Annotated in this window: 17 protein-coding genes; 8 read left to right on the top strand and 9 right to left on the bottom strand. The window is 63.3% G+C overall.

The genetic code is table 11. From position 1 onward, the window contains the following. The first annotated feature begins 57 nt into the window (after positions 1-57). The 5 genes from B6V73_RS17465 (at position 58) to B6V73_RS17445 (ending at position 4,902) form a co-directional block, all read left to right on the top strand. Entirely contained in the window at positions 58-1,665 is a 1,608-nt protein-coding gene (locus B6V73_RS17465; protein WP_088725941.1) for a cytochrome ubiquinol oxidase subunit I, read from the top strand. Positions 1,666-1,671: 6 nt separating this feature from the next. After that, positions 1,672-2,835 (top strand): cytochrome d ubiquinol oxidase subunit II, encoded by a 1,164-nt coding sequence (gene cydB / locus B6V73_RS17460; RefSeq protein ID WP_088725940.1) that lies wholly within the window; start codon positions 1,672-1,674, stop codon positions 2,833-2,835. A 12-nt stretch (positions 2,836-2,847) separates the two neighbouring features. Continuing rightward, positions 2,848-2,967 carry a cytochrome bd-I oxidase subunit CydX gene (gene cydX, locus B6V73_RS17455; RefSeq protein ID WP_075776874.1) on the top strand — a complete coding sequence of 40 codons (120 nt, stop codon included), beginning with the start codon at positions 2,848-2,850 and terminating at the stop codon, positions 2,965-2,967. 250 nt (positions 2,968-3,217) lie between these two features. Beyond that, positions 3,218-3,976, top strand: coding sequence for an electron transfer flavoprotein subunit beta/FixA family protein (locus B6V73_RS17450; RefSeq protein WP_075776873.1), 759 nt, complete (start codon positions 3,218-3,220; stop codon positions 3,974-3,976). Next, entirely contained in the window at positions 3,976-4,902 is a 927-nt protein-coding gene (locus tag B6V73_RS17445; protein ID WP_078542565.1) for an electron transfer flavoprotein subunit alpha/FixB family protein, read from the top strand. The genes B6V73_RS17450 and B6V73_RS17445 overlap by 1 nt, the downstream gene beginning before the upstream one ends. Before the next feature lie 76 nt (positions 4,903-4,978). Here B6V73_RS17445 and B6V73_RS17440 read toward each other — a convergent pair whose 3' ends face one another. After that, complete coding sequence (locus B6V73_RS17440) at positions 4,979-5,800, bottom strand: DUF6473 family protein (protein WP_088725939.1); 822 nt, start codon at positions 5,798-5,800, stop codon at positions 4,979-4,981. A gap of 155 nt (positions 5,801-5,955) precedes the next feature. Between B6V73_RS17440 and B6V73_RS17435 the strand changes: the two genes are divergently transcribed. Continuing rightward, on the top strand, positions 5,956-6,831 hold the full coding sequence (locus tag B6V73_RS17435; protein ID WP_088725938.1) for a 3-hydroxybutyryl-CoA dehydrogenase: 876 nt from the start codon (positions 5,956-5,958) through the stop codon (positions 6,829-6,831). Between the two features lie 270 nt (positions 6,832-7,101). On the opposite strand, the gene B6V73_RS17430 is transcribed toward B6V73_RS17435, so the two are convergent. Genes B6V73_RS17430 through B6V73_RS17400 form a run of 7 tightly spaced genes read right to left on the bottom strand, consistent with a single transcriptional unit; the run spans position 7,102 to position 12,480 of the window. Next, on the bottom strand, positions 7,102-7,962 hold the full coding sequence (locus tag B6V73_RS17430; protein ID WP_088725937.1) for a lysophospholipid acyltransferase family protein: 861 nt from the start codon (positions 7,960-7,962) through the stop codon (positions 7,102-7,104). 32 nt (positions 7,963-7,994) lie between these two features. Then, the gene (locus tag B6V73_RS17425) at positions 7,995-8,267 is read right to left on the bottom strand and encodes an HPr family phosphocarrier protein (protein WP_075776868.1); all 273 of its coding nucleotides are present in this window, start codon (positions 8,265-8,267) and stop codon (positions 7,995-7,997) included. Beyond that, the gene (locus B6V73_RS17420) at positions 8,258-8,665 is read right to left on the bottom strand and encodes a PTS fructose transporter subunit IIA (RefSeq protein ID WP_075776867.1); all 408 of its coding nucleotides are present in this window, start codon (positions 8,663-8,665) and stop codon (positions 8,258-8,260) included. The genes B6V73_RS17425 and B6V73_RS17420 overlap by 10 nt, the downstream gene beginning before the upstream one ends. Next, complete coding sequence (rapZ, locus tag B6V73_RS17415) at positions 8,662-9,591, bottom strand: RNase adapter RapZ (protein ID WP_088725936.1); 930 nt, start codon at positions 9,589-9,591, stop codon at positions 8,662-8,664. The genes B6V73_RS17420 and rapZ overlap by 4 nt, the downstream gene beginning before the upstream one ends. Continuing rightward, complete coding sequence (locus B6V73_RS17410) at positions 9,582-10,019, bottom strand: HPr kinase/phosphatase C-terminal domain-containing protein (protein ID WP_088725935.1); 438 nt, start codon at positions 10,017-10,019, stop codon at positions 9,582-9,584. Before B6V73_RS17410 ends, rapZ begins: the two co-directional genes overlap by 10 nt. Then, positions 10,020-11,768, bottom strand: a complete 1,749-nt coding sequence (locus tag B6V73_RS17405; RefSeq protein ID WP_088720498.1) for a sensor histidine kinase — start codon at positions 11,766-11,768, stop codon at positions 10,020-10,022. A gap of 10 nt (positions 11,769-11,778) precedes the next feature. Next, positions 11,779-12,480: a response regulator transcription factor gene (locus tag B6V73_RS17400; RefSeq protein WP_075776864.1), complete on the bottom strand. Its 702-nt coding sequence runs from the start codon at positions 12,478-12,480 to the stop codon at positions 11,779-11,781. A gap of 366 nt (positions 12,481-12,846) precedes the next feature. Between B6V73_RS17400 and B6V73_RS17395 the strand changes: the two genes are divergently transcribed. After that, the gene (locus tag B6V73_RS17395; RefSeq protein ID WP_088725934.1) at positions 12,847-14,445 is read left to right on the top strand and encodes a phosphoenolpyruvate carboxykinase; all 1,599 of its coding nucleotides are present in this window, start codon (positions 12,847-12,849) and stop codon (positions 14,443-14,445) included. 111 nt (positions 14,446-14,556) lie between these two features. Next, entirely contained in the window at positions 14,557-16,155 is a 1,599-nt protein-coding gene (locus B6V73_RS17390) for a phospholipase D family protein (protein ID WP_168174928.1), read from the top strand. A gap of 4 nt (positions 16,156-16,159) precedes the next feature. Here the strand turns inward: B6V73_RS17390 and rnr are convergent, their stop codons facing one another. Then, entirely contained in the window at positions 16,160-18,466 is a 2,307-nt protein-coding gene (gene rnr, locus B6V73_RS17385) for a ribonuclease R (RefSeq protein WP_088725932.1), read from the bottom strand. Positions 18,467-18,572 lie beyond the last annotated feature (106 nt).

Raw genomic sequence — 18,572 nt, 5'->3', positions numbered from 1 at the left:
TCCGGAGAATCCGGCTTTTCACCGCGCCGGATGCAAGTAGGGAAACGGAGAACGAGAATGGATTTCGGGATCGTCGAGCTGTCACGGCTGCAATTTGCCATGACAGCGATGTATCACTTCCTCTTCGTGCCGCTGACGCTTGGTCTGTCGATCATCGTGGCGATCATGGAGACGGTCTATGTGATGACCAACCGCCCCGTCTGGCGGCAAATGACCAAGTTCTGGGCCACGCTGTTCGGCATCAACTTCGTGCTGGGCGTGGCCACGGGCCTCACGATGGAATTCCAGTTCGGCATGAACTGGAGCTATTACTCGCATTACGTCGGCGACATTTTCGGCGCACCGCTCGCGATCGAGGGCCTGATGGCCTTCTTCATGGAAGCGACTTTCGTCGGGTTGATGTTCTTCGGATGGGAGAAGCTGAGCCCGGTCAAGCACATGGTCGTCACGTGGCTGGTCGCCATCGGCTCGAACTTCTCTGCTTTGTGGATCCTGATCGCGAACGGCTGGATGCAGAACCCGGTCGGGGCGGCGTTCAATCCGCTGACGATGCGGATGGAAATGACCTCCTTCTTCGATGTCGTGTTCAACCCGGTAGCCCAGGCCAAGTTCGTGCACACGGTCTCCGCTGGCTACGTCACAGCGGCCGTCTTCGTGATGGGCGTGTCGAGCTGGTACATGCTCAAGGGGCGTCACCTCGAACTGGCCCGCCGCTCCATCGCGGTCGCCGCTGCGTTCGGCCTCGCCTCGGCGCTGTCGGTGGTGATCCTCGGCGACGAGTCGGGCTACGAGACGACGCATAACCAGAAGATGAAACTCGCCGCGATGGAAGCCATGTGGAAGACCGAACCGGCCCCCGCCTCCTTCACGCTCTTCGGCATTCCCGACCAGCAAGCGCGCGAAACGAAATACGCGATCCATATCCCGTGGGTGATGGGGCTGATCGGTACCCGTTCGCTGACCGAGCAGATCACCGGGATCGACGATCTCGTCAAAGGCTCGGAGGAGCGGATCCGCAACGGCATCGTCGCCTATAATGACCTGCTGAAAATTCGCGAAGCGAAGGGGGATGTCCCCGCTGACGTCACCGCGGAATTCAACAAGAACGTCGGCGATCTCGGTTACGCCTACCTGCTCAAACGCTACGTGGACGATCCGCGTCAAGCGACCGACGCGCAGATCAAGAAAGCCGCGAACGACACGGTCCCAACGGTCTGGCCGATCTTCTGGTCCTTCCGCCTGATGGTTGCGCTAGGTTTCTCCTTCATCGCGCTGATGGTCTACTTCTTCGTCGTCTCGAACTGGAAGGGCATGAACTATCCCCGCTGGGCGCTGCGTCTGGCCGTGATCGTCATCCCCGCCCCTTGGATCGCCGCGGAACTGGGCTGGTTCACCGCCGAGTTCGGACGCCAGCCCTGGACGGTCGACGGCGTGCTGCCTACGGCGCTTTCGGTCAGCCACCTCTCGGTGGGCGACCTGCTGTTCACGCTGCTGGGCTTCGTCGCCTTCTATACCGTGCTCTTCGTCGTCGAGATGGGCCTGATGCTCAAATACATCAAGAAAGGCCCGTATCAGGATGTCGAGGTCACCCAGGAGTGGCTGCAACGACATGACGATCGCCTGTCCGGTCGCGGCGGCAACCCTGTCACCATGCCTGCGGAGTAAGAACCAATGATCCTCTATGAACTTATCCCCCTCGACGTTCTACGCGTCATCTGGTGGCTGCTGCTGGGCGTCCTGCTGATCGGCTTCGCGCTGACCGACGGCTTCGACATGGGCGTGGGCGCACTGCTGCCCTTCGTCGGCAAGACCGATAGCGAGCGCCGCGTGGCGATCAACACGATCGGCCCGGTCTGGGAAGGCAACCAGGTCTGGTTCATCCTCGGCGGGGGCGCGATCTTCGCGGCCTGGCCACCCCTCTACGCGGTAAGCTTCTCGGGGTTCTACCTCGCGATGTTCCTCGTGCTCGCGGCGCTGATCCTGCGCCCGGTCGGCTTCAAGTATCGCTCGAAGCGCGACTCGGCTGCGTGGCGCAATGGCTGGGACTGGGCGCTCTTCGTGGGCGGCGCGGTTCCGGCACTGATCTTCGGCGTGGCCGTGGGCAACGTTCTGCAAGGCGTGCCCTTCGAGCTCAACGACATGCTGATGCCGCTCTATCCGGGCAACTTCATCATGAAGCTGCTGGGCCTTCTGAACCCCTACGCGCTGCTTGCAGGCGTGGTGTCGCTGTCGATGCTGATGATGCATGGCGCGGCGTGGCTCTCGGTGAAGACCGAAGGCGCGGTGAAGGTCCGCGCGACCGAGATCGGCTCTGTTGCGGGCATGGTGGCCTTCGTTGCCTATATCGTCGCTGGCATCTGGCTCGCCTTCGGGATCAAGGGCTACCACGTCACCTCGGTCGTGCCGGCGAATGGCCCCTCCAACCCGCTTTTCTCGACGGTCGAGCATGGCGGGAGCTGGATGCAGGCCTATGCGGACCGCCCGTGGATCGCGATTGCGCCGATTCTCGGCCTCGCGGGGATCGCCATGGCGGTGCGGGGGCTGCGCGCCGGCCGCGAAGTCTCGACGCTGCTGTGGTCGAAACTTGGCATCTTCGGCGTGATCTCCTCGGTCGGCCTGACGATGTTCCCCTTCATCCTGCCGAGCTCGAAAATGCCCGACGCCTCGCTGACGGTCTGGGACGCGTCGTCCTCCCACCAGACGCTCTTCATCATGCTCATCGCCGCGTTAATCTTCATGCCGCTCATCCTCGCCTATACCGCATGGGTCTATAAGGTTCTGTGGGGCAAGGTGACGGTCGCAGATGTCGAGCGCGACAGCCATACAGCTTATTAAGGAGACAGACAGATGTGGTACTTCGCATGGATCCTCGGACTTCCGCTGGCCGCTCTGGTCGCCGTCGCCAACGCGATGTGGCTCGAGATGCAGAACGACGCGCGGATCGCCGGTGAGCGGCGCCAGGACTGAGCTGGCAGCCGGAAAGCCAAATCAAGGAAAGGCCGTCCCCCGGGGCGGCCTTTTTGCCATCGGCGAGACGGTACCGGGGCGACGCAACGGCAATGGGCCCCGACCGCTAGCGCAAACAGTCGAAAAGACGTGACGTTTCAGGGCCAAAACGAGGCGTTTTCCCCCTGTCCCTTCGCCCCGTGCTCTTGTAACAAAATTGCCGAATGAATCCGTTCGCCGCAATTTGGCGGACCAGACAAGGGAGACACGCATGAAGGTCCTGGTACCCGTCAAACGCGTGATCGACTACAACGTGAAAGCTCGCGTGAAAGCGGACGGAAGCGGTGTCGATCTCGCCAATGTCAAAATGTCGATGAACCCGTTCGACGAAATCGCTGTCGAAGAGGCGATCCGTCTGAAGGAGAAGGGCGCCGTCGAAGAGATCGTCGCGGTCTCGATCGGCGTGAAGCAGGCGCAGGAAACGCTGCGCACCGCGCTCGCGATGGGTGCGGACCGTGCGATCCTTGTGGTCGCTGCCGATGACGTGCAAACCGATATCGAGCCGCTGGCCGTCGCCAAGATCCTCGCCAAGGTCGTCGAGGAAGAGCAGCCCGGCATGGTGATCCTCGGCAAGCAGGCGATCGACAACGACATGAACGCGACCGGCCAGATGCTGGCCGCGCTTCTGGGCTGGGGTCAGGCGACCTTCGCCTCGGAAGTCGTGGTCGAGGGCGAGGCCGCGAAGGTAACCCGTGAAGTCGACGGCGGTCTGCAGACCATCGAGGTCAAGCTGCCCGCGATCGTCACCACCGACCTGCGCCTCAACGAGCCGCGCTACGCGTCGCTGCCGAACATCATGAAGGCGAAGAAGAAGCCGCTCGACGAGAAAACCGCCGAGGATTACGGCGTCGACGTCTCGCCGCGTCTCGAAGTGGTGAAGGTCACCGAGCCCGAAGCGCGTCAGGCTGGCGAAATGGTGCCGGATGTCGACACGCTGGTTGCGAAACTCAAAGAGAAGGGGGTCGTGTGATGGCCGTTCTGCTGCTGGGTGAAGTGAATGATGGCGAACTGTCGGTCGACGCGACCGCCAAGGCCGTCTCCGCCGCAAAATCGCTGGGCGATGTGACCGTGCTCTGCGCGGGTGCCTCTGCTGCCGCCGCGGGTGAAGCCGCCGCCAAGATCGACGGTGTCGCGAAGGTGCTCGTGGCCGAGGACCCGTCGCTGAGCCACCGTCTGGCGGAGCCGACCGCCGCGCTGATCGTGTCGCTCGCGGGCGATTACTCGCATATCGTGGCGCCTGCCACGACCGATGCGAAGAACGTGATGCCGCGTGTCGCAGCCCTGCTCGACGTGATGGTGATCTCGGATGTCTCCGGCGTCGTCGATGCCGACACGTTCGAGCGCCCGATCTACGCGGGTAACGCGATCCAGACCGTGAAATCGAAGGACGAGAAGAAGGTCATCACCTTCCGCACCTCGACCTTCGACGCCGCCGGCGAAGGCGGTTCGGCTTCGGTCGAGACCGTCGCCATGTCGGACGCGCCCGCTCTGTCGAGCTGGATCGAGGACAAGGTCGCCGAGAGCGATCGTCCGGAGCTGACCTCGGCGAAGATCGTCGTCTCGGGCGGCCGTGGCGTCGGCTCGGAAGAGGACTTCAAGGTGATCGAAGCGCTCGCCGACAAGCTTGGCGCGGCTGTGGGTGCCTCGCGCGCCGCCGTCGACTCGGGCTTCGCGCCGAACGACTGGCAGGTCGGTCAGACCGGCAAGGTCGTGGCGCCCGAGCTCTACATCGCCTGCGGCATTTCTGGAGCTATCCAGCACCTCGCCGGCATGAAGGACTCGAAGATCATCGTCGCGATCAACAAGGACGAAGAAGCACCGATCTTCCAGGTCGCCGATTACGGCCTGGTCGCGGACCTCTTCGACGCCGTTCCGGCGCTGACCGAAAAGCTCTGATCCGCGGACGGGGCGCTGCCCCCCGCGATAGTGGAACCAAATCGAAAGGGCGGGGGAAATCCCCCGCCCTTTCCTGTTAGAGCAATGGCTTCAGAGCAGACGCGAGCGCCGCTGCGATCTCCTCATGCACCAGCGGCCCCGGCACCATTTCCGCGGCTGGTTCCTCAAGCGGCGTGAAGTGCATCCCCGCCGTGCCCGCGCTACGTGCCGCCGCCGAAGGCTTGACCCGGACCACGTCCGACACGAGCGAGCGCAGCGCCTCCACCATGGGTTCGGTGACCATCAACGGCTCGGGCCCAAGATCGTCGCTCCGGGCGGAATCGTTGAACGCCCCGAGCCACAGCAGCAGCTTGCGCCCCTTGATCTTGGCCAGAAGCGCGGTCATCCGCTGCAGCCACGCCTCCTGCAATTCGACCTCGAGAAGTGAGAATTTCTCAGGCTCGCGTTCTTTCAATGCGCTCAGCATGTGACGCGTGAAGTTGAACTCGGTGAAATCCACGCCGCCGAAGATCGAACGCATCAGGCTCGACGCGCGCAGGAAGCGGTCATTGCGCCGCGGATGCACCGCATAGAAGCGGTTCGACATGTTCTGCGCGCCAAGCAACTGGATGACCGTAACCTGCGCCGCATCCGATGCGGCGGCCAGTTGCGGCTCGTGCAGGAACACGTCGATCCCGGCATTCAGATAACCGAAATTCACCACCGGCATCTCCAGCCGCGCCTCGAGTAGCGCGGGCCAGGGATGCTCCACGAACTTGCCATAGGTCTCCGTCCCGCCCATCGCCGCGATGAAATCGCCTTGCAGCGCACGGCGCGGCCCGCGGAACAGCAGTTTGGATTTCCCATATCTGCACGGGAAGTAATCGAGAGCGCCATCGCCCGTATATTCGAAAGCCATTTTCCCACCTCAGTCTGTATTCGACTCGCCCGAGGCCAGAATGCGCCCGAAGTCTTGCCAAACGGCTAATGTTAAAATGATCTCAGCCCTGCGTTTCGCTTGCATGGACCGAGCGGAGAACTATGGTCAGGGCGCAAAGCGTGAGAGGGAAAATTATGGCGATCGAGAAAGTGGGCATCGTGGGTGCAGGGCAGATGGGCAACGGGATCGCCCATGTCTTCGCGCTGGCCGGATATGACGTTCTGCTGAACGACATCAGCGACGAGGCGCTGACGAAGGCGATCGCCACGATCACCAAGAACCTCGATCGGCAGGTGTCGCGTGGGAAAATCTCGGAAGACGAGAAGAACACCGCGCTGAAGCGGATCACCACGACCACGAAACTGAGCGAACTGGGCCCGACCGATCTGGTGATCGAGGCCGCAACCGAGCGCGAGACCGTCAAGCAGGCGATCTTCGAAGACCTGCTGCCGCATCTCAAGCCGACGACGATCCTGACCTCGAACACCTCGTCGATCTCGATCACCCGGCTTGCCTCGCGCACCGACCGCCCCGAGAAGTTCATGGGCTTCCACTTCATGAACCCGGTGCCGGTAATGCAACTGGTCGAGCTGATCCGCGGCATTGCGACCGATCAGGAGACCTACAAGGCGCTGCACGAGGTCGTCGAGAAACTCGGCAAGACCGCCGCGTCTGCCGAAGATTTCCCGGCCTTCATCGTGAACCGCATCCTGATGCCGATGATCAACGAGGCGGTCTATACGCTTTATGAAGGCGTGGGGAACGTGCGCTCGATCGACGAGTCGATGAAGCTCGGCGCGAACCATCCGATGGGGCCGCTGGAGCTGGCCGACTTCATCGGGCTCGACACCTGCCTCGCGATCATGAACGTGCTGCATGACGGGCTGGCCGATACCAAGTACCGCCCCTGCCCGCTTCTGACGAAATATGTCGAAGCCGGCTGGCTTGGTCGCAAGACCGGGCGCGGCTTCTACGACTATCGCGGCGAAGAGCCGGTGCCGACGCGCTGAACCGATGGGAATGAGGGGCGCTGCCCCTCGCTCGCGACTTCGTCGCTCTCCCCGGGATATTTGGGGCAGCTGGAAAGCCGCTCAGGCTTTCTTTACCCCGCTCCACTTAAATGGTCTCGCGGAACAGGCGGGACGCCGATCCCCGCGCAGTTGGAAGCGCCCGGCTTGCCCTGACCTAAGAGGCATAGCCGGGCGTCCTTCTTTCCAATTGGGTCGAATATCCCGGGGAACGGCGGAGCCGCGGGGACAGAGCCCTCGCCGTCAGCCGTCTTACAGCGCCAGGGTTTCCGCACGCAGATCCGCAAGGAACTTGCGCGGGTTCTTCAGGGCCTCGGCAATCTCTTCGGGCCGCTTTGCCGGGCCGATCGCGGGGTTCTGTGGCTTGTTCAGCGCGCGTTTGATTTCGTACAGCAGAAGCCCCTGACGCACCGTCGCGCTCAGCTTGTTGGCGATCTGATAGGCGCGCGAATTCTGCCCCGGGAAGTGGATCGGCAGCACCGAGGCATTCGACCGGGCGAGCATCTTCGCGGTGAAGGGGTTCCATTCCTGCTCGATCACCGGGCCCATCAGCGTCTCGGAATGGGCAACCTGCCCCGCAGGGAACAGCACCACAACGCCACCGCGCTTGAGCTGCGCCATGCACGCTGCGCGCATCTTGAGACTGTCTTCGCGGGCATTGGGCTCGTGCGGGAAGGGCACGGGCAGCATGTATTGCTCGACCTCGGGAATCCCGGTCAGCAGCGAGCGGGTAAGGATCAGGAAATCGTCGCGCACTTGGCCGATCAGGTAGGCCAGCACCATCCCGTCCACCAGCCCATGCGGGTGGTTGGCGACGACCACCAGCGGGCCCTCTTTCGGGATATGGGCGATCTGTTCTGGTGGCGTCGTGACCTCGATCCCCATCACGTCGAGCGCTTGCGGCCAGAACTCGGCGCCGACCGGCGCGCCGCGCTTCTCGAACTTGCGGATCAGGTGCAGAAGCTGCGCCTTCGCCGTCATCCATTCCAGAGTGCGGATCGCGCCGACCTTGAACGGGTTGGAAAACGTTCCCGCATAGGACAGGCGACGCTTATCATACGGCTTCGATACGGCTTGCGCGGCTTCGATTGCGATGTCGCTCTCTTGGTTCATTGGTCGAACCCCCTCGCTGGGTGCGGAGCGCGTCACATACCTTCGCCGAATTTGTCGGCCACCAATGCCTGAAGCGCATCGGCGAGCTTTTCGGCTTCGGCCCCGCTTGTCGTCACTTCAATAGTGGTTCCACGCGAAGCTGCCAACATCAAAAGCCCCATGATCGAGTCGCCCGAGACCGACTGGCCGTCCTTCGCCACCGTGGCGCGGGCGTCGTGATCCTCGACAACCTCGACGAAACGGGCGGAGGCGCGCGCATGCAGGCCTTTCTCGTTCACGATCTCCAATTCGCGGGTCACGGACATTTCACCACTCCCGCTTGGGCGTTGTAACTGTTGATATATTTGCGCCCGGCATCGAGCGCGGCCTCGACCGCGGCATGCACGGCGAGGCTGCGCGATTTCGCCAGTTTGATCAGAAGCGGCAGGTTCGCGCCGTAGATGATTTCGCGGTCGCGCGCCTCGCAGGCCATCAGCGACAAGTTGGAGGGCGAGCCGCCGAACATGTCGGTCACAACCACGACACCCGTGCCGTCATCGACCGCATCGGCGGCGGCGCGAATCTCCGCCTGCTTGCCCGCGCGGTCGTGATCATCCTCGATCGTGATGGCACGAATGCCGCGCTGCGGGCCCACGACATGCTCTATAGCGGCGAGATATTCGCGCGCCAGACCACCATGTGCCACGATCACGATACCGATCACGCGCCAGACCTCACCTTCGTTTCTTCGTGCTCGGCATGGCCGAGACGCTCCAATTCCCTATGACGTTTAGACACGCGCCACCCTGCTTCCGCAAGCGCTTTGGCGATGCTCTCGGTCATTGCGACCGAGCGGTGTTGCCCCCCGGTACACCCGAAGCCGACCGAGAGATAGGCCTTGCCCTCCGCGACATAGGCGGGGAGCAGGAACAGAAGCAGATCGAGAACGCGCTGGTGGAACTCGGCAAAGCGGGGATCGGCGGCGACATACTCCGCGACCGCCGCGTCGCGCCCGTCGCGCGCGCGCAACCCCGGTTCCCAATGGGGATTGGCGAGGAAGCGGCAATCGAACATCAGATCGAGCCCGCGCTGCACCCCGCGCTTATAGCTGAAGGAATTCACTGTGACCGAGAGCGGCTCGGTGCGGCCCGTGTCGAAGAAACGCCCGACCTCGGCGCGCAGATCATGCGGGCTCATCTCGGAGGTATCGATCAGGACATCGGCGCGCATCCGGATCGGCGAGAGAAGATCCATCTCCTGCGCGATACCGGCGCCGGGGTCTTCCTCGGGCGAAAGCGGATGACGGCGGCGGGTCTCCGAATAGCGCCGTTCGAGCACCTCGGGACGCGCGTCGAGATAGAGCAAGTCGAGATCCAGATCCGGCCGTTTGGTCAGCATATCGACCAGTTCGATCAGCGTCGCAGCCGAGAAATCGCGCCCGCGCACATCGACGCCAAGCGCGACCGGGCCGGTCAGATGGCCCTTGAGAAGGCGCGGTACGAGATTCAGCGGCAGGTTGACGATCGGTTCGTAGCCCAGATCTTCGAGGGCGCCGATTGCGGTGGTGCGGCCCGCACCTGAGGGGCCGGTCACCAGCACGACGCGCTGGCCAGCCTGTGCCCATACCGGATCGGATCGGGTCACGCCCATCGGCCTCCTTTCAGCCATTGCAGGATTGCCACATCAAGATGACGATGCTGCACGCGCAGCACAAGGGGCAGACTGACCCCCAACATACTGTCTTTTCGACAGGTTGGGAGGCGCGCGGTCTCTTCCCGGTCGAGGTCGACGATCAGGATGATGCGGGCATGCGACAGAGGATCGGCCCTCAGGATACCGACGCCGCGCGCCTCAATCCGGCCCGCGATCATCTCCGGCGCGCTGGCGATCAGCTCCCCGTTCTCGGCCCGCAGGTCAACCCGGTCGTCGGCTACGAGCGACGCCCCCAGCGCCATCAACCGCAGCGCGAGGAGAGACTTGCCGCTGCCCGACGCGCCGCGAATGAGAACGCCGCGCTCGGGGTCGAGCGCGACGGCACTGGCATGGAGATTGGTCGAGAGGTCGTCCGACCCGGTCATTCAGCTTACCGGCAGGCCCACGACGAAACGCGCGCCCAGAGGATCGGAGGTCCGGTCGGCATCAGTCGGGCGGATATTCTCGGCCCAGATCACGCCGCCATGCGCTTCGACGATCTGCTTGGAGATCGCAAGGCCGAGGCCGGAATGGTCGCCGAACTGCCCCTCGGGACGTTCCGAGTAGAAGCGCTTGAACACTTTGGTGAGCGCCTCTTCGGGAATTCCCGGCCCGGTATCCTCGACCACGACCAGCACGCGGTTGTCGCGCTGGCGTGCCCAGACCCGCACCGCGTCTCCCTCTTCGCAGAACGAGGTCGCATTGGTGATCAGGTTCACGAATACCTGGGCCAGACGCGCTTCCAGCCCCGAGATGATCACGGACTGCGACGGCAGATCGGTGATGAAGTCGACACCCTTCTCGCGCGCCTGCTGACCGAGGAACTCGCTGAGGTTCGACACCATCTTGATCAGGTCGAACTGCTCTTCCTCTTCCTTCACCAGCTCGGAATCGAGCCGCGACGCATTGGAGATGTCACTCACCAGACGATCCAGTCTGCGCACGTCGTGATCGATGACTTCGAGAAGACGCGTGCGCTGTTCGTCCTTCTTGACCATATGCAGCGAGGCCACGGCAGAGCGCAGGCTGGCCAGCGGATTCTTGATTTCATGGGCGACGTCGGCGGCGAATTGTTCGTTCGCGTCGATGCGTTCGTAAAGCGCGCCGACCATGCCGCGCATCGCGCCCGACAGCCGCCCGATCTCGTCGGGTCGGGCGGTGAGGTCGGGGATGCGCACCCGGGCGGGCGCCATCTTGCGCGCATTCTTGTCGCGCCCGATTTCGGCCGCCGCCGCGAGATCGGAGAGTGGATTTGCGATGGTCGAGGCCAGCACCAGCGACAGGCCGATCGAGACGATGATCGCGATCACGAACATCTGCAGCACCTGCTCGCGCTCGACGCGGACCAGCGCATCGATCTGCCCCGCGACCGAGATCAGGCCCACGACGCCAACGACGCGATCCCCCTGCCGGATCGGCGTGGCGACGGCGAATATTGTCGAGCCCGCCGCGTTCTTCTGCGACGAGATCTTCGTGCGCCCTTCCAGCGCGGAGGGCACCAGATCGCGCACCATATCGAGCGCGCTATCGGCTGCGGTGCCGCCGCCCCGCTCGAACAGGCCGGCGACCGAGTCCCAGATCTGGCCCAGAAAATCGCTGAGCACGGTCGAGCGTTTGTCGAAATTGAGCCCATCGACCTCTTCGACCGGCGCGCGGTCGCCCGTGGTCGTAGTGCCGAGCAATGCAGCACTTGGGTCGAACAGGTAGAGATCGGCGCCCTCGGGCAGCTCCATCCCGCGGATCGTCGCAAGCGGATCGAGCCCGTCGCCCGCCGCCAGATTGACCGGAGCACCCGCGGGCAGCTGCGCCTCAAACACGTCGGCAGCCAGTTGCGCCTCGTTCACGAGCCCGCTTTCGCGTTGCAGCACGAGGCTGTCGCGAAACGGATTGAGGTAAAGCACGCCTGTCACCAGCACGATCATCGCCAACAGGTTGAAGGTGATGATCTTGCGCGCCAGCGGCGAGCGGTTGAGCGAGAACATGGACCGCCGCGCCCGCCCCTTGCGCAGATCGTCATCGACGATATCGGCTGGGCCGACCCAATCCTCGCCGAGCACGACATCCGTTTCCGGCGCGCGACGGGCGAAGTTTGAGGAGCGCTTTCGAGCCAATCCGATCTTCCCGGCAATACTCATCGACGTGGGATCACTCTTCGTTATACCGGTACCCGATGCCGTAGAGTGTCTCGATCGCCGAGAAATCATCGTCGACGCTGCGCATCTTCTTGCGCAGGCGCTTGATGTGGCTGTCGATCGTGCGGTCGTCGACATAGACCTGATCGTCGTAGGCCACGTCCATAAGCTGATCGCGCGACTTCACGAAACCGGGCCGTTGGGCCAACGCCTGAAGCAGCAGGAATTCGGTCACGGTCAGCGTGACATCCTTGCCCTTCCAGGTCACCGCGTGGCGCAGCGGATCCATCTCGAGCGAGCCGCGCACCATCACCTTGGTGTCTTCGGTCGAGGCGACCTCGCCGGTCGAGATCGCTTCCTGCCGGCGCAGCAGCGCGCGGATGCGTTCGACCAGAAGACGCTGCGAGAACGGCTTCTTGACGTAGTCGTCCGCCCCCATGCGAAGACCAAGAACCTCGTCGATCTCATCGTCCTTGGAGGTCAGAAAGATCACCGGCATCGCGGTCTTCTGCCTGAGCCGCTGAAGCAGCTCCATGCCGTCCATCCGCGGCATCTTTATATCCAGAACCGCCATGTCGGGAAGGCGTTTGGTAAACGCGTCGAATGCAGCCTGTCCATCGTTATACGTTTCGACATCGTAACCTTCCGCCTCGAGCGTCATCGAGACCGAGGTCAGAATATTGCGGTCGTCATCGACCAGCGCGATTCTCGACATGTCGGAATACCCCTTCACTGCTACTTTATCGTTATTACGCACTTATTCCGCGTTTACGCACATATTCCGCGTTCACTGCCTTCAAATCAACAAAAAGCTGCGAATCACCAAGTTTTCGCGAATCAATAGAGCCAGAATTTCCCAACCTTTGACTAATTTGCCTCACCTTTCCGCGACATTTCGCCGTGATTGCGCTAAACCTCCGGATGGTTGCGCTAACTGCACCCTACCATTCTGTTCCATTGCAAAAATGTCATGCTATAGGCGATCCATCCGGGTAAGATTGTTGCTTGGATCGGCGCTTCGAGGCCCCGACGCGCCGGGAATAACCCTGTGAACGCCGCGCGACGGCATCGGGAGCATCAGATGGACATTGGACGCGTTAACCCCGCGAAACGACTGGAAGATCAAGGCATCGAAGGTCTCGGGAATGTCTATTACAACCTGCTGGAACCGGCGCTGATCCAAGAAGCGATCAAGCGCGACGAAGGCATACTCGGCAAGGGCGGCGCCTTCTACTGCACGACCGGCAAGCACACCGGCCGGTCGCCCAAAGACAAGTTCGTCGTGCGCACCACCTCCGTCGAGGACACCATCTGGTGGGAGAACAACGCCCCGATGGAGCCCGACGCCTTTGATCGCCTCCACGCCGACATGCTGGAGCACATGAAGGGCAAGGATTACTTCGTCGAGGACCTCTTCGGCGGCGCCGATCCAGAGCACCGTCTCGACGTGCGCCTGGTGGCCGAGCTTGCATGGCACGGACTGTTCCTGCGCACCATGCTGCGCCGCCCCGAGCGCGAGGAGCTCGACGCGTTCGATCCGGAATGGACGATCATCAATTGCCCCAGCTTCAAGGCCGACCCCGCGAAGCACGGCTGCCGCTCGGAAACCGTGATCGCGCTGAACTTCGACAAGAAGACGATCCTGATCGGCAACACCGCCTACGCGGGAGAGAACAAGAAGGGCGTCTTCACCCTTCTCAACTACATTCTGCCCGGCGAAGGCGTCATGGCGATGCACTGCTCGGCCAACCACGCGATCGACGATCCCGACGACGCGGCGGTCTTCTTCGGCCTCTCGGGCACGGGCAAGACGACGCTCTCGGCCGACCCCTCGCGCATCCTCGTGGGCGATGACGAACATGGCTGGTCCGACAACGGCATCTTCAACTTCGAGGGCGGTTGCTACGCCAAGACGATCAACCTCTCGAAAGAGGCAGAGCCGGAGATCTACGATACGTGCTCGATGTTCGGCACGGTCATCGAGAACATGGTCTTCGACGAGGAGACGCTGGAGCTGGACTTCAACGACAACTCGATCACCGACAACATGCGCTGCGCCTATCCGCTGCATTACATTCCGAACGCCTCGGATACCGCGATGGCGGGCCAGCCCAAGAACGTGATCATGCTGACCTGCGACGCGTTCGGTGTGCTGCCGCCGATCGCGCGGCTCACCCCGGCGCAGGCAATGTATCACTTCCTGTCGGGCTTCACCTCGAAGACGCCGGGCACCGAGGTGGGCGTGGTCGAGCCGATCCCGACCTTCTCGACCTGCTTCGGCGCGCCGTTCATGCCGCGCCGCCCCGAGGTCTACGGCAAGCTGCTGCAGGAGAAGATCCGCGACGTTGGCGCATCCTGCTGGTTGGTCAATACCGGCTGGACCGGCGGCGCCTTCGGCACCGGCTCGCGGATGCCGATCCGGGCGACCCGTGCGCTTCTGAAAGCCGCGCTCGACGGCTCGCTCCACAACGTGCAGTTCCGCAAGGATCCCAACTTCGGCTTCGAGGTTCCGGTCTCGGTCCCGAACGTCTCGGACGTGCTCCTCGATCCGCGCCGCACCTGGGACGACAAGGCCGCCTATGACGCGCAGGCGCAGAAACTGGTCGAGATGTTCTCGGACAATTTCGCGCAATACGTGCCCTACATCGACGACGATGTAAAAGCCGCCGCGATCGGTTGATGCGCTGAACCGGGAACACGAAATATTTAAAGGGGCCGGCGATCACGCCGGCCTTTTTCATGCGCGAAGCCCACTTTCCTAAACCCTTGAACCGCCTACATGATGCCAGCCATGAAACTGGAACTGCTTCATATTCTGGGCTTCGCCCTGCTCGCTGGCCTCATCGCCCTGGCCGGCCTGACTCTGATCGTCGCGAGGCTGTCGCATCGGCGACCGAAAGGGCCCTTCCCCGAGTCGAAGATGCAGATCGCCCCCGAAACCGGCCGCTTTGCCACCGCGCTGCAGGACCGGCTTGCGGGGCTCGAAACGAAAAACGCGGTCCAGCTGCTCGCCGATCCGCTCGATGCGCTTGCGGCGCGACTGGAACTCATCGAAGCGGCGGAGGTCTCTCTCGATCTGCAATATTACATTTGGCAGAACGATACTGCGGGCGCGATCATGCTCGGCGCGCTGCGCAGGGCGGCCGGACGCGGGGTCCATGTCCGGCTTCTGATCGACGACAACGGCACCGCCGGGATGGACCGTACGCTGGCCGCGCTCGACGAATTGCCCAATGTCGAGGTGCGCCTCTTCAACCCCTTCCCGATCCGGACCGCGCGGGTTCTCGGCTACCTCTCCGATTTTCGTCGTCTGAACCGCCGGATGCACAACAAGGCGATGATCGCGGATGGAAGGATGGCGATCCTCGGCGGGCGCAATATCGGCGACGACTACTTCAACAGCCTCTCCGAGAGCGGGCTCTACATGGATCTCGACGTCGCCGTCGCAGGGCCCGTTCTGGCGCAGATCGGAAAGCAGTTCGACCTTTACTGGAACGCCCCGCCCGCGATCCCGGCGGAGAAAATGCTGGGTGGCTGCAAGGCAGCGGAAGCCGAAGACATCATCAAGGATGAGGAGGTTCGTCTCTCCGAGCCAGAGGCGAAGCGCTATGCCGTGGACCTGCGGCATCCCGACCGGCTCTCTCGGCTGCTGTCGGGCAAGGCGCCGGTGATCTTCGCCGAGGCGCAGCTGATCTACGACCACCCGTCGAAGATTCACGGGCTTTTGCAGGGGCGCAAGCTGCTCTGGCAATATCTGGTGCGTGCCCTCGGCCAGCCGATGCAGGAACTGGTGCTGATCACGCCCTATCTCGTGCCGACGCGGACCGGCGTGCGCTATCTCAAGCGGATCGCGAAATCGGGGGCGAAGATCAAGGTGCTGACGAACTCCTATGCCGCAACCGATGTGGCGCTCGTGCATTCGGGCTATGCCCATCGCCGCAAAGGGTTGTTGCGCGCCGGGATCGAGCTTTACGAATACGCCGCCGATGCCGAAGATCGCCGCCCGAACGAGCGTAACCGGCGCGAACGGCTGCTTGGCTCCGACATTCGCGGCACCTCGCCGTTTTCGCGCAACAAGCTGCACGCCAAGGTCTTCGCGGTGGATCGCGCGCGGGTTTTCATCGGCTCGTTCAATTTCGATCCGCGCTCGATGCGGTTGAATACCGAGTTGGGGATCGTGATCGCTGCGCCCGAGATCGCGAGCGAGATCTCCGAGACGTTCAAGGAGTTCATCCCCACCCGCGCATGGCGGCTGCGCCTGACCCGTGCGCAGCAATTGCGCTGGTCGCGGCCCGGTCACGGCGTCCGCAAGCGCGAGCCGGGCGTGCCCTTCTCGCATCGCATCTTCCTGTGGGTGGCGCAGCGTCTGCCGATCGAGTGGATGCTCTAAGGCCTCAGCTCTTGCGCGTGCGTTTCACCTTGCGCGCGACAGCCTTTTTCTTGGCAGCGTCGCGGGCCGGTTTGCGCGGTCCCTTGCCGGGCCCTTTGCGCGGCGGGCGGGTGCCGGGACGACGTCCTTTGCGGCGCTTGCCGTCGCCCGAGGGCATCCCCTGCCCTTCGACTTCCAGCAGCTCCAGCATCAGCCCGCCGGTGATCGGCACGGCCTCCGACAGCCGCACCCGGACGCGCTGCCCAATCGTGATAACCATGCCGGTATCGGAGCCCACCAGCTCCTGCGCCTCGCGATCGAAATGGAAGAACTCGCGCCCGATCTCGCGGATCGGGATCAGCCCGTCCGCGCCGGTCTCGTCGAGCTTTACGAAAGCGCCGAATTTCTGCACGCCCGAAATGCGGCCGGTGAACTCGCTGCCCACGCGGTCCGACAGGTAAGCAGCCAGATAGCGGTCGGTCGTGTCGCGTTCGGCCACCATCGAACGGCGCTCGGTATCGGAAATCTGCTTTGCCGTGTCCTCGAGGTTCTCGATATCCCACGCGCTCAGCCCGTCCTTGCCCCAGCCATGGCCGAGGATCAGCGCGCGGTGCACGATCAGGTCGGAATAGCGCCGGATCGGCGAGGTGAAATGCGCGTAGGACCGCAGCGCGAGGCCGAAATGGCCATAATTCGTCGGCGCGTAATAGGCCTGTGTCATCGAGCGCAACGTCGAAATGTTGATCAACTCGTCGAACTCGGAGCCCTCGGACTGGCTCAGCAGATTGTTCAGATGCGCGGTCTGCAGCACCTGCCCCTTCGCCAGCGTGAAGCCCGACGCCTGCGCCACTTCGCGCAGGCTCTCGATCTTCTCGAGGCTGGGTTCTTCGTGGACACGATACAGCAGCGGACGGCGCAACTTCTCCAGTTCCTCGGCGGCGGCCACGTTGGCCAGCACCATGAACTCCTCGATCAGCTTATGCGCATCGAGCCGTTCCTTGAACCGGATCGAGGCGACATGGCCATCGTCTCCGATCACGATCTGCCGCTCGGGCAGGTCCAGTTCCAGCGGCTGACGGATCGCACGAGCATGCTTGAGCGCCTCGTAAGCCTCGTAGATCGGGTCGATGATCTCCTCGACCATATCCTCGGTCTTCTCGTCCGGGTTGCCGTCGCGCGCCGATTGCACCTGCCCGTATTCGAGCGAGCCGACCGAACGGATCATCCCGCGCGTGAAGCGATGCGAAACCTTCCGCCCCTGCGCGTCGATCTTCATCCGTACCGCCAATACCGCACGGTCCACATTCTCGTGCAGCGAGCACAGATCGCCCGACAGACGATCCGGCAGCATCGGTACGACGCGGTCGGGGAAATAGGTGGAGTTGCCGCGCTTGCGAGCCTCGCGGTCCAGCTCGGAGCCCGGCGTAACGTAATGCGCCACATCGGCAATCGCCACCCAGATCAGGAAGCCGCCCTCGTTCTTCGGATCCTCATCGCGGATCACCAGTACGGCGTCGTCGCGGTCGCGGGCATCCGCCGGGTCGATCGTGACGAAAGACAGCTTGCGCAGGTCTTCGCGCTCGCCCAGAGGCGCAGGCTCGGCGGCATCGGCCTCGGCCACGACCACATCGGGAAAATCGTCGGGGATGCCATGCTGATGGATCGCGATGAGCGAGACCGCCTTCGGCGCGGAGGGATCGCCCAGCACCTCGATCACGCGCGCCTTGGGCAGGCCCATGCGGCCGCGCGGCCCGGTCTGTTCGGCCTCGACCAGCTCGCCATCCTTGGCGCCCTGCGTGACCGCCGCCGGCACCTGCCATTCGTTGCCGACCCCCTTGTCGATCGGCATGATCCGCCCGCCCTCGGCATTCTTGCGGAAGATGCCGACGATGCGATGCGAGGCCTGGCCGATCTTGCGGATCAGCCGCGCCTCGTAGCCGTAATCCTCATCCTCGACCGGGGTCAGGCGACCGAGGATACGGTCGCCCTCGGCCAGCGTAGGATCGCCGTCCTTCGGAACGAAGAGAACCAAGGGCGCAGGCCCCTCGCCACTCCATTCCGCAGGTTCGGCCCATTGATCGCCCTGACTATCCTCGCGCATTACCCGCAGTACGGACACCGGCGGCAGCACATTGGGGTCGCGGAAGTTGCGGCGGCGCTTCTCGATCAGGCCTTCGTCGGCCATGTCCTTGAGAATGCGCTTCAGCTCGATCTTCGCCTGCCCCTTCACACCGAAAGCCCGCGCGATGTCGCGCTTGGCCCCTTGGTCGGGGTTGTCGTTCAGCCAGTCGAGGATCTGCTGGCGCGAGGGGATGGGGGCGGGTTTGCTCATGGTTTTGCCTAACATGGGGCGTGAGGGGCGTCACTCAAAGAGTGGAACGCTATTCGTGGGTGTCGAGGGGCGCGGCCCCCGCGCGCAGGCGCGCATGGCCTAGGCG

The sequence above is a fragment of the Thioclava sp. JM3 genome (assembly GCF_002213185.1).
Taxonomy (GTDB): Bacteria; Pseudomonadota; Alphaproteobacteria; order Rhodobacterales; family Rhodobacteraceae; genus Thioclava; species Thioclava nitratireducens.
This window is presented reverse-complemented; position numbering and strand designations above follow the sequence as displayed.

Bases quoted from the DNA above. Each gene is read 5' to 3' on its own strand.
- B6V73_RS17465 (WP_088725941.1), top strand. From the start codon at position 58: ATGGATTTCGGGATCGTCGAGCTGTCACGGCTGCAATTTGCCATGACA.
- cydB (WP_088725940.1), top strand. From the start codon at position 1,672: ATGATCCTCTATGAACTTATCCCCCTCGACGTTCTACGCGTCATCTGG.
- cydX (WP_075776874.1), top strand. From the start codon at position 2,848: ATGTGGTACTTCGCATGGATCCTCGGACTTCCGCTGGCCGCTCTGGTC.
- B6V73_RS17450 (WP_075776873.1), top strand. From the start codon at position 3,218: ATGAAGGTCCTGGTACCCGTCAAACGCGTGATCGACTACAACGTGAAA.
- B6V73_RS17445 (WP_078542565.1), top strand. From the start codon at position 3,976: ATGGCCGTTCTGCTGCTGGGTGAAGTGAATGATGGCGAACTGTCGGTC.
- B6V73_RS17440 (WP_088725939.1), bottom strand. From the start codon at position 5,800: ATGGCTTTCGAATATACGGGCGATGGCGCTCTCGATTACTTCCCGTGC.
- B6V73_RS17435 (WP_088725938.1), top strand. From the start codon at position 5,956: ATGGCGATCGAGAAAGTGGGCATCGTGGGTGCAGGGCAGATGGGCAAC.
- B6V73_RS17430 (WP_088725937.1), bottom strand. From the start codon at position 7,962: ATGAACCAAGAGAGCGACATCGCAATCGAAGCCGCGCAAGCCGTATCG.
- B6V73_RS17425 (WP_075776868.1), bottom strand. From the start codon at position 8,267: ATGTCCGTGACCCGCGAATTGGAGATCGTGAACGAGAAAGGCCTGCAT.
- rapZ (WP_088725936.1), bottom strand. From the start codon at position 9,591: ATGGGCGTGACCCGATCCGATCCGGTATGGGCACAGGCTGGCCAGCGC.
- B6V73_RS17410 (WP_088725935.1), bottom strand. From the start codon at position 10,019: ATGACCGGGTCGGACGACCTCTCGACCAATCTCCATGCCAGTGCCGTC.
- B6V73_RS17405 (WP_088720498.1), bottom strand. From the start codon at position 11,768: ATGAGTATTGCCGGGAAGATCGGATTGGCTCGAAAGCGCTCCTCAAAC.
- B6V73_RS17400 (WP_075776864.1), bottom strand. From the start codon at position 12,480: ATGTCGAGAATCGCGCTGGTCGATGACGACCGCAATATTCTGACCTCG.
- B6V73_RS17395 (WP_088725934.1), top strand. From the start codon at position 12,847: ATGGACATTGGACGCGTTAACCCCGCGAAACGACTGGAAGATCAAGGC.
- B6V73_RS17390 (WP_168174928.1), top strand. From the start codon at position 14,557: ATGAAACTGGAACTGCTTCATATTCTGGGCTTCGCCCTGCTCGCTGGC.
- rnr (WP_088725932.1), bottom strand. From the start codon at position 18,466: ATGAGCAAACCCGCCCCCATCCCCTCGCGCCAGCAGATCCTCGACTGG.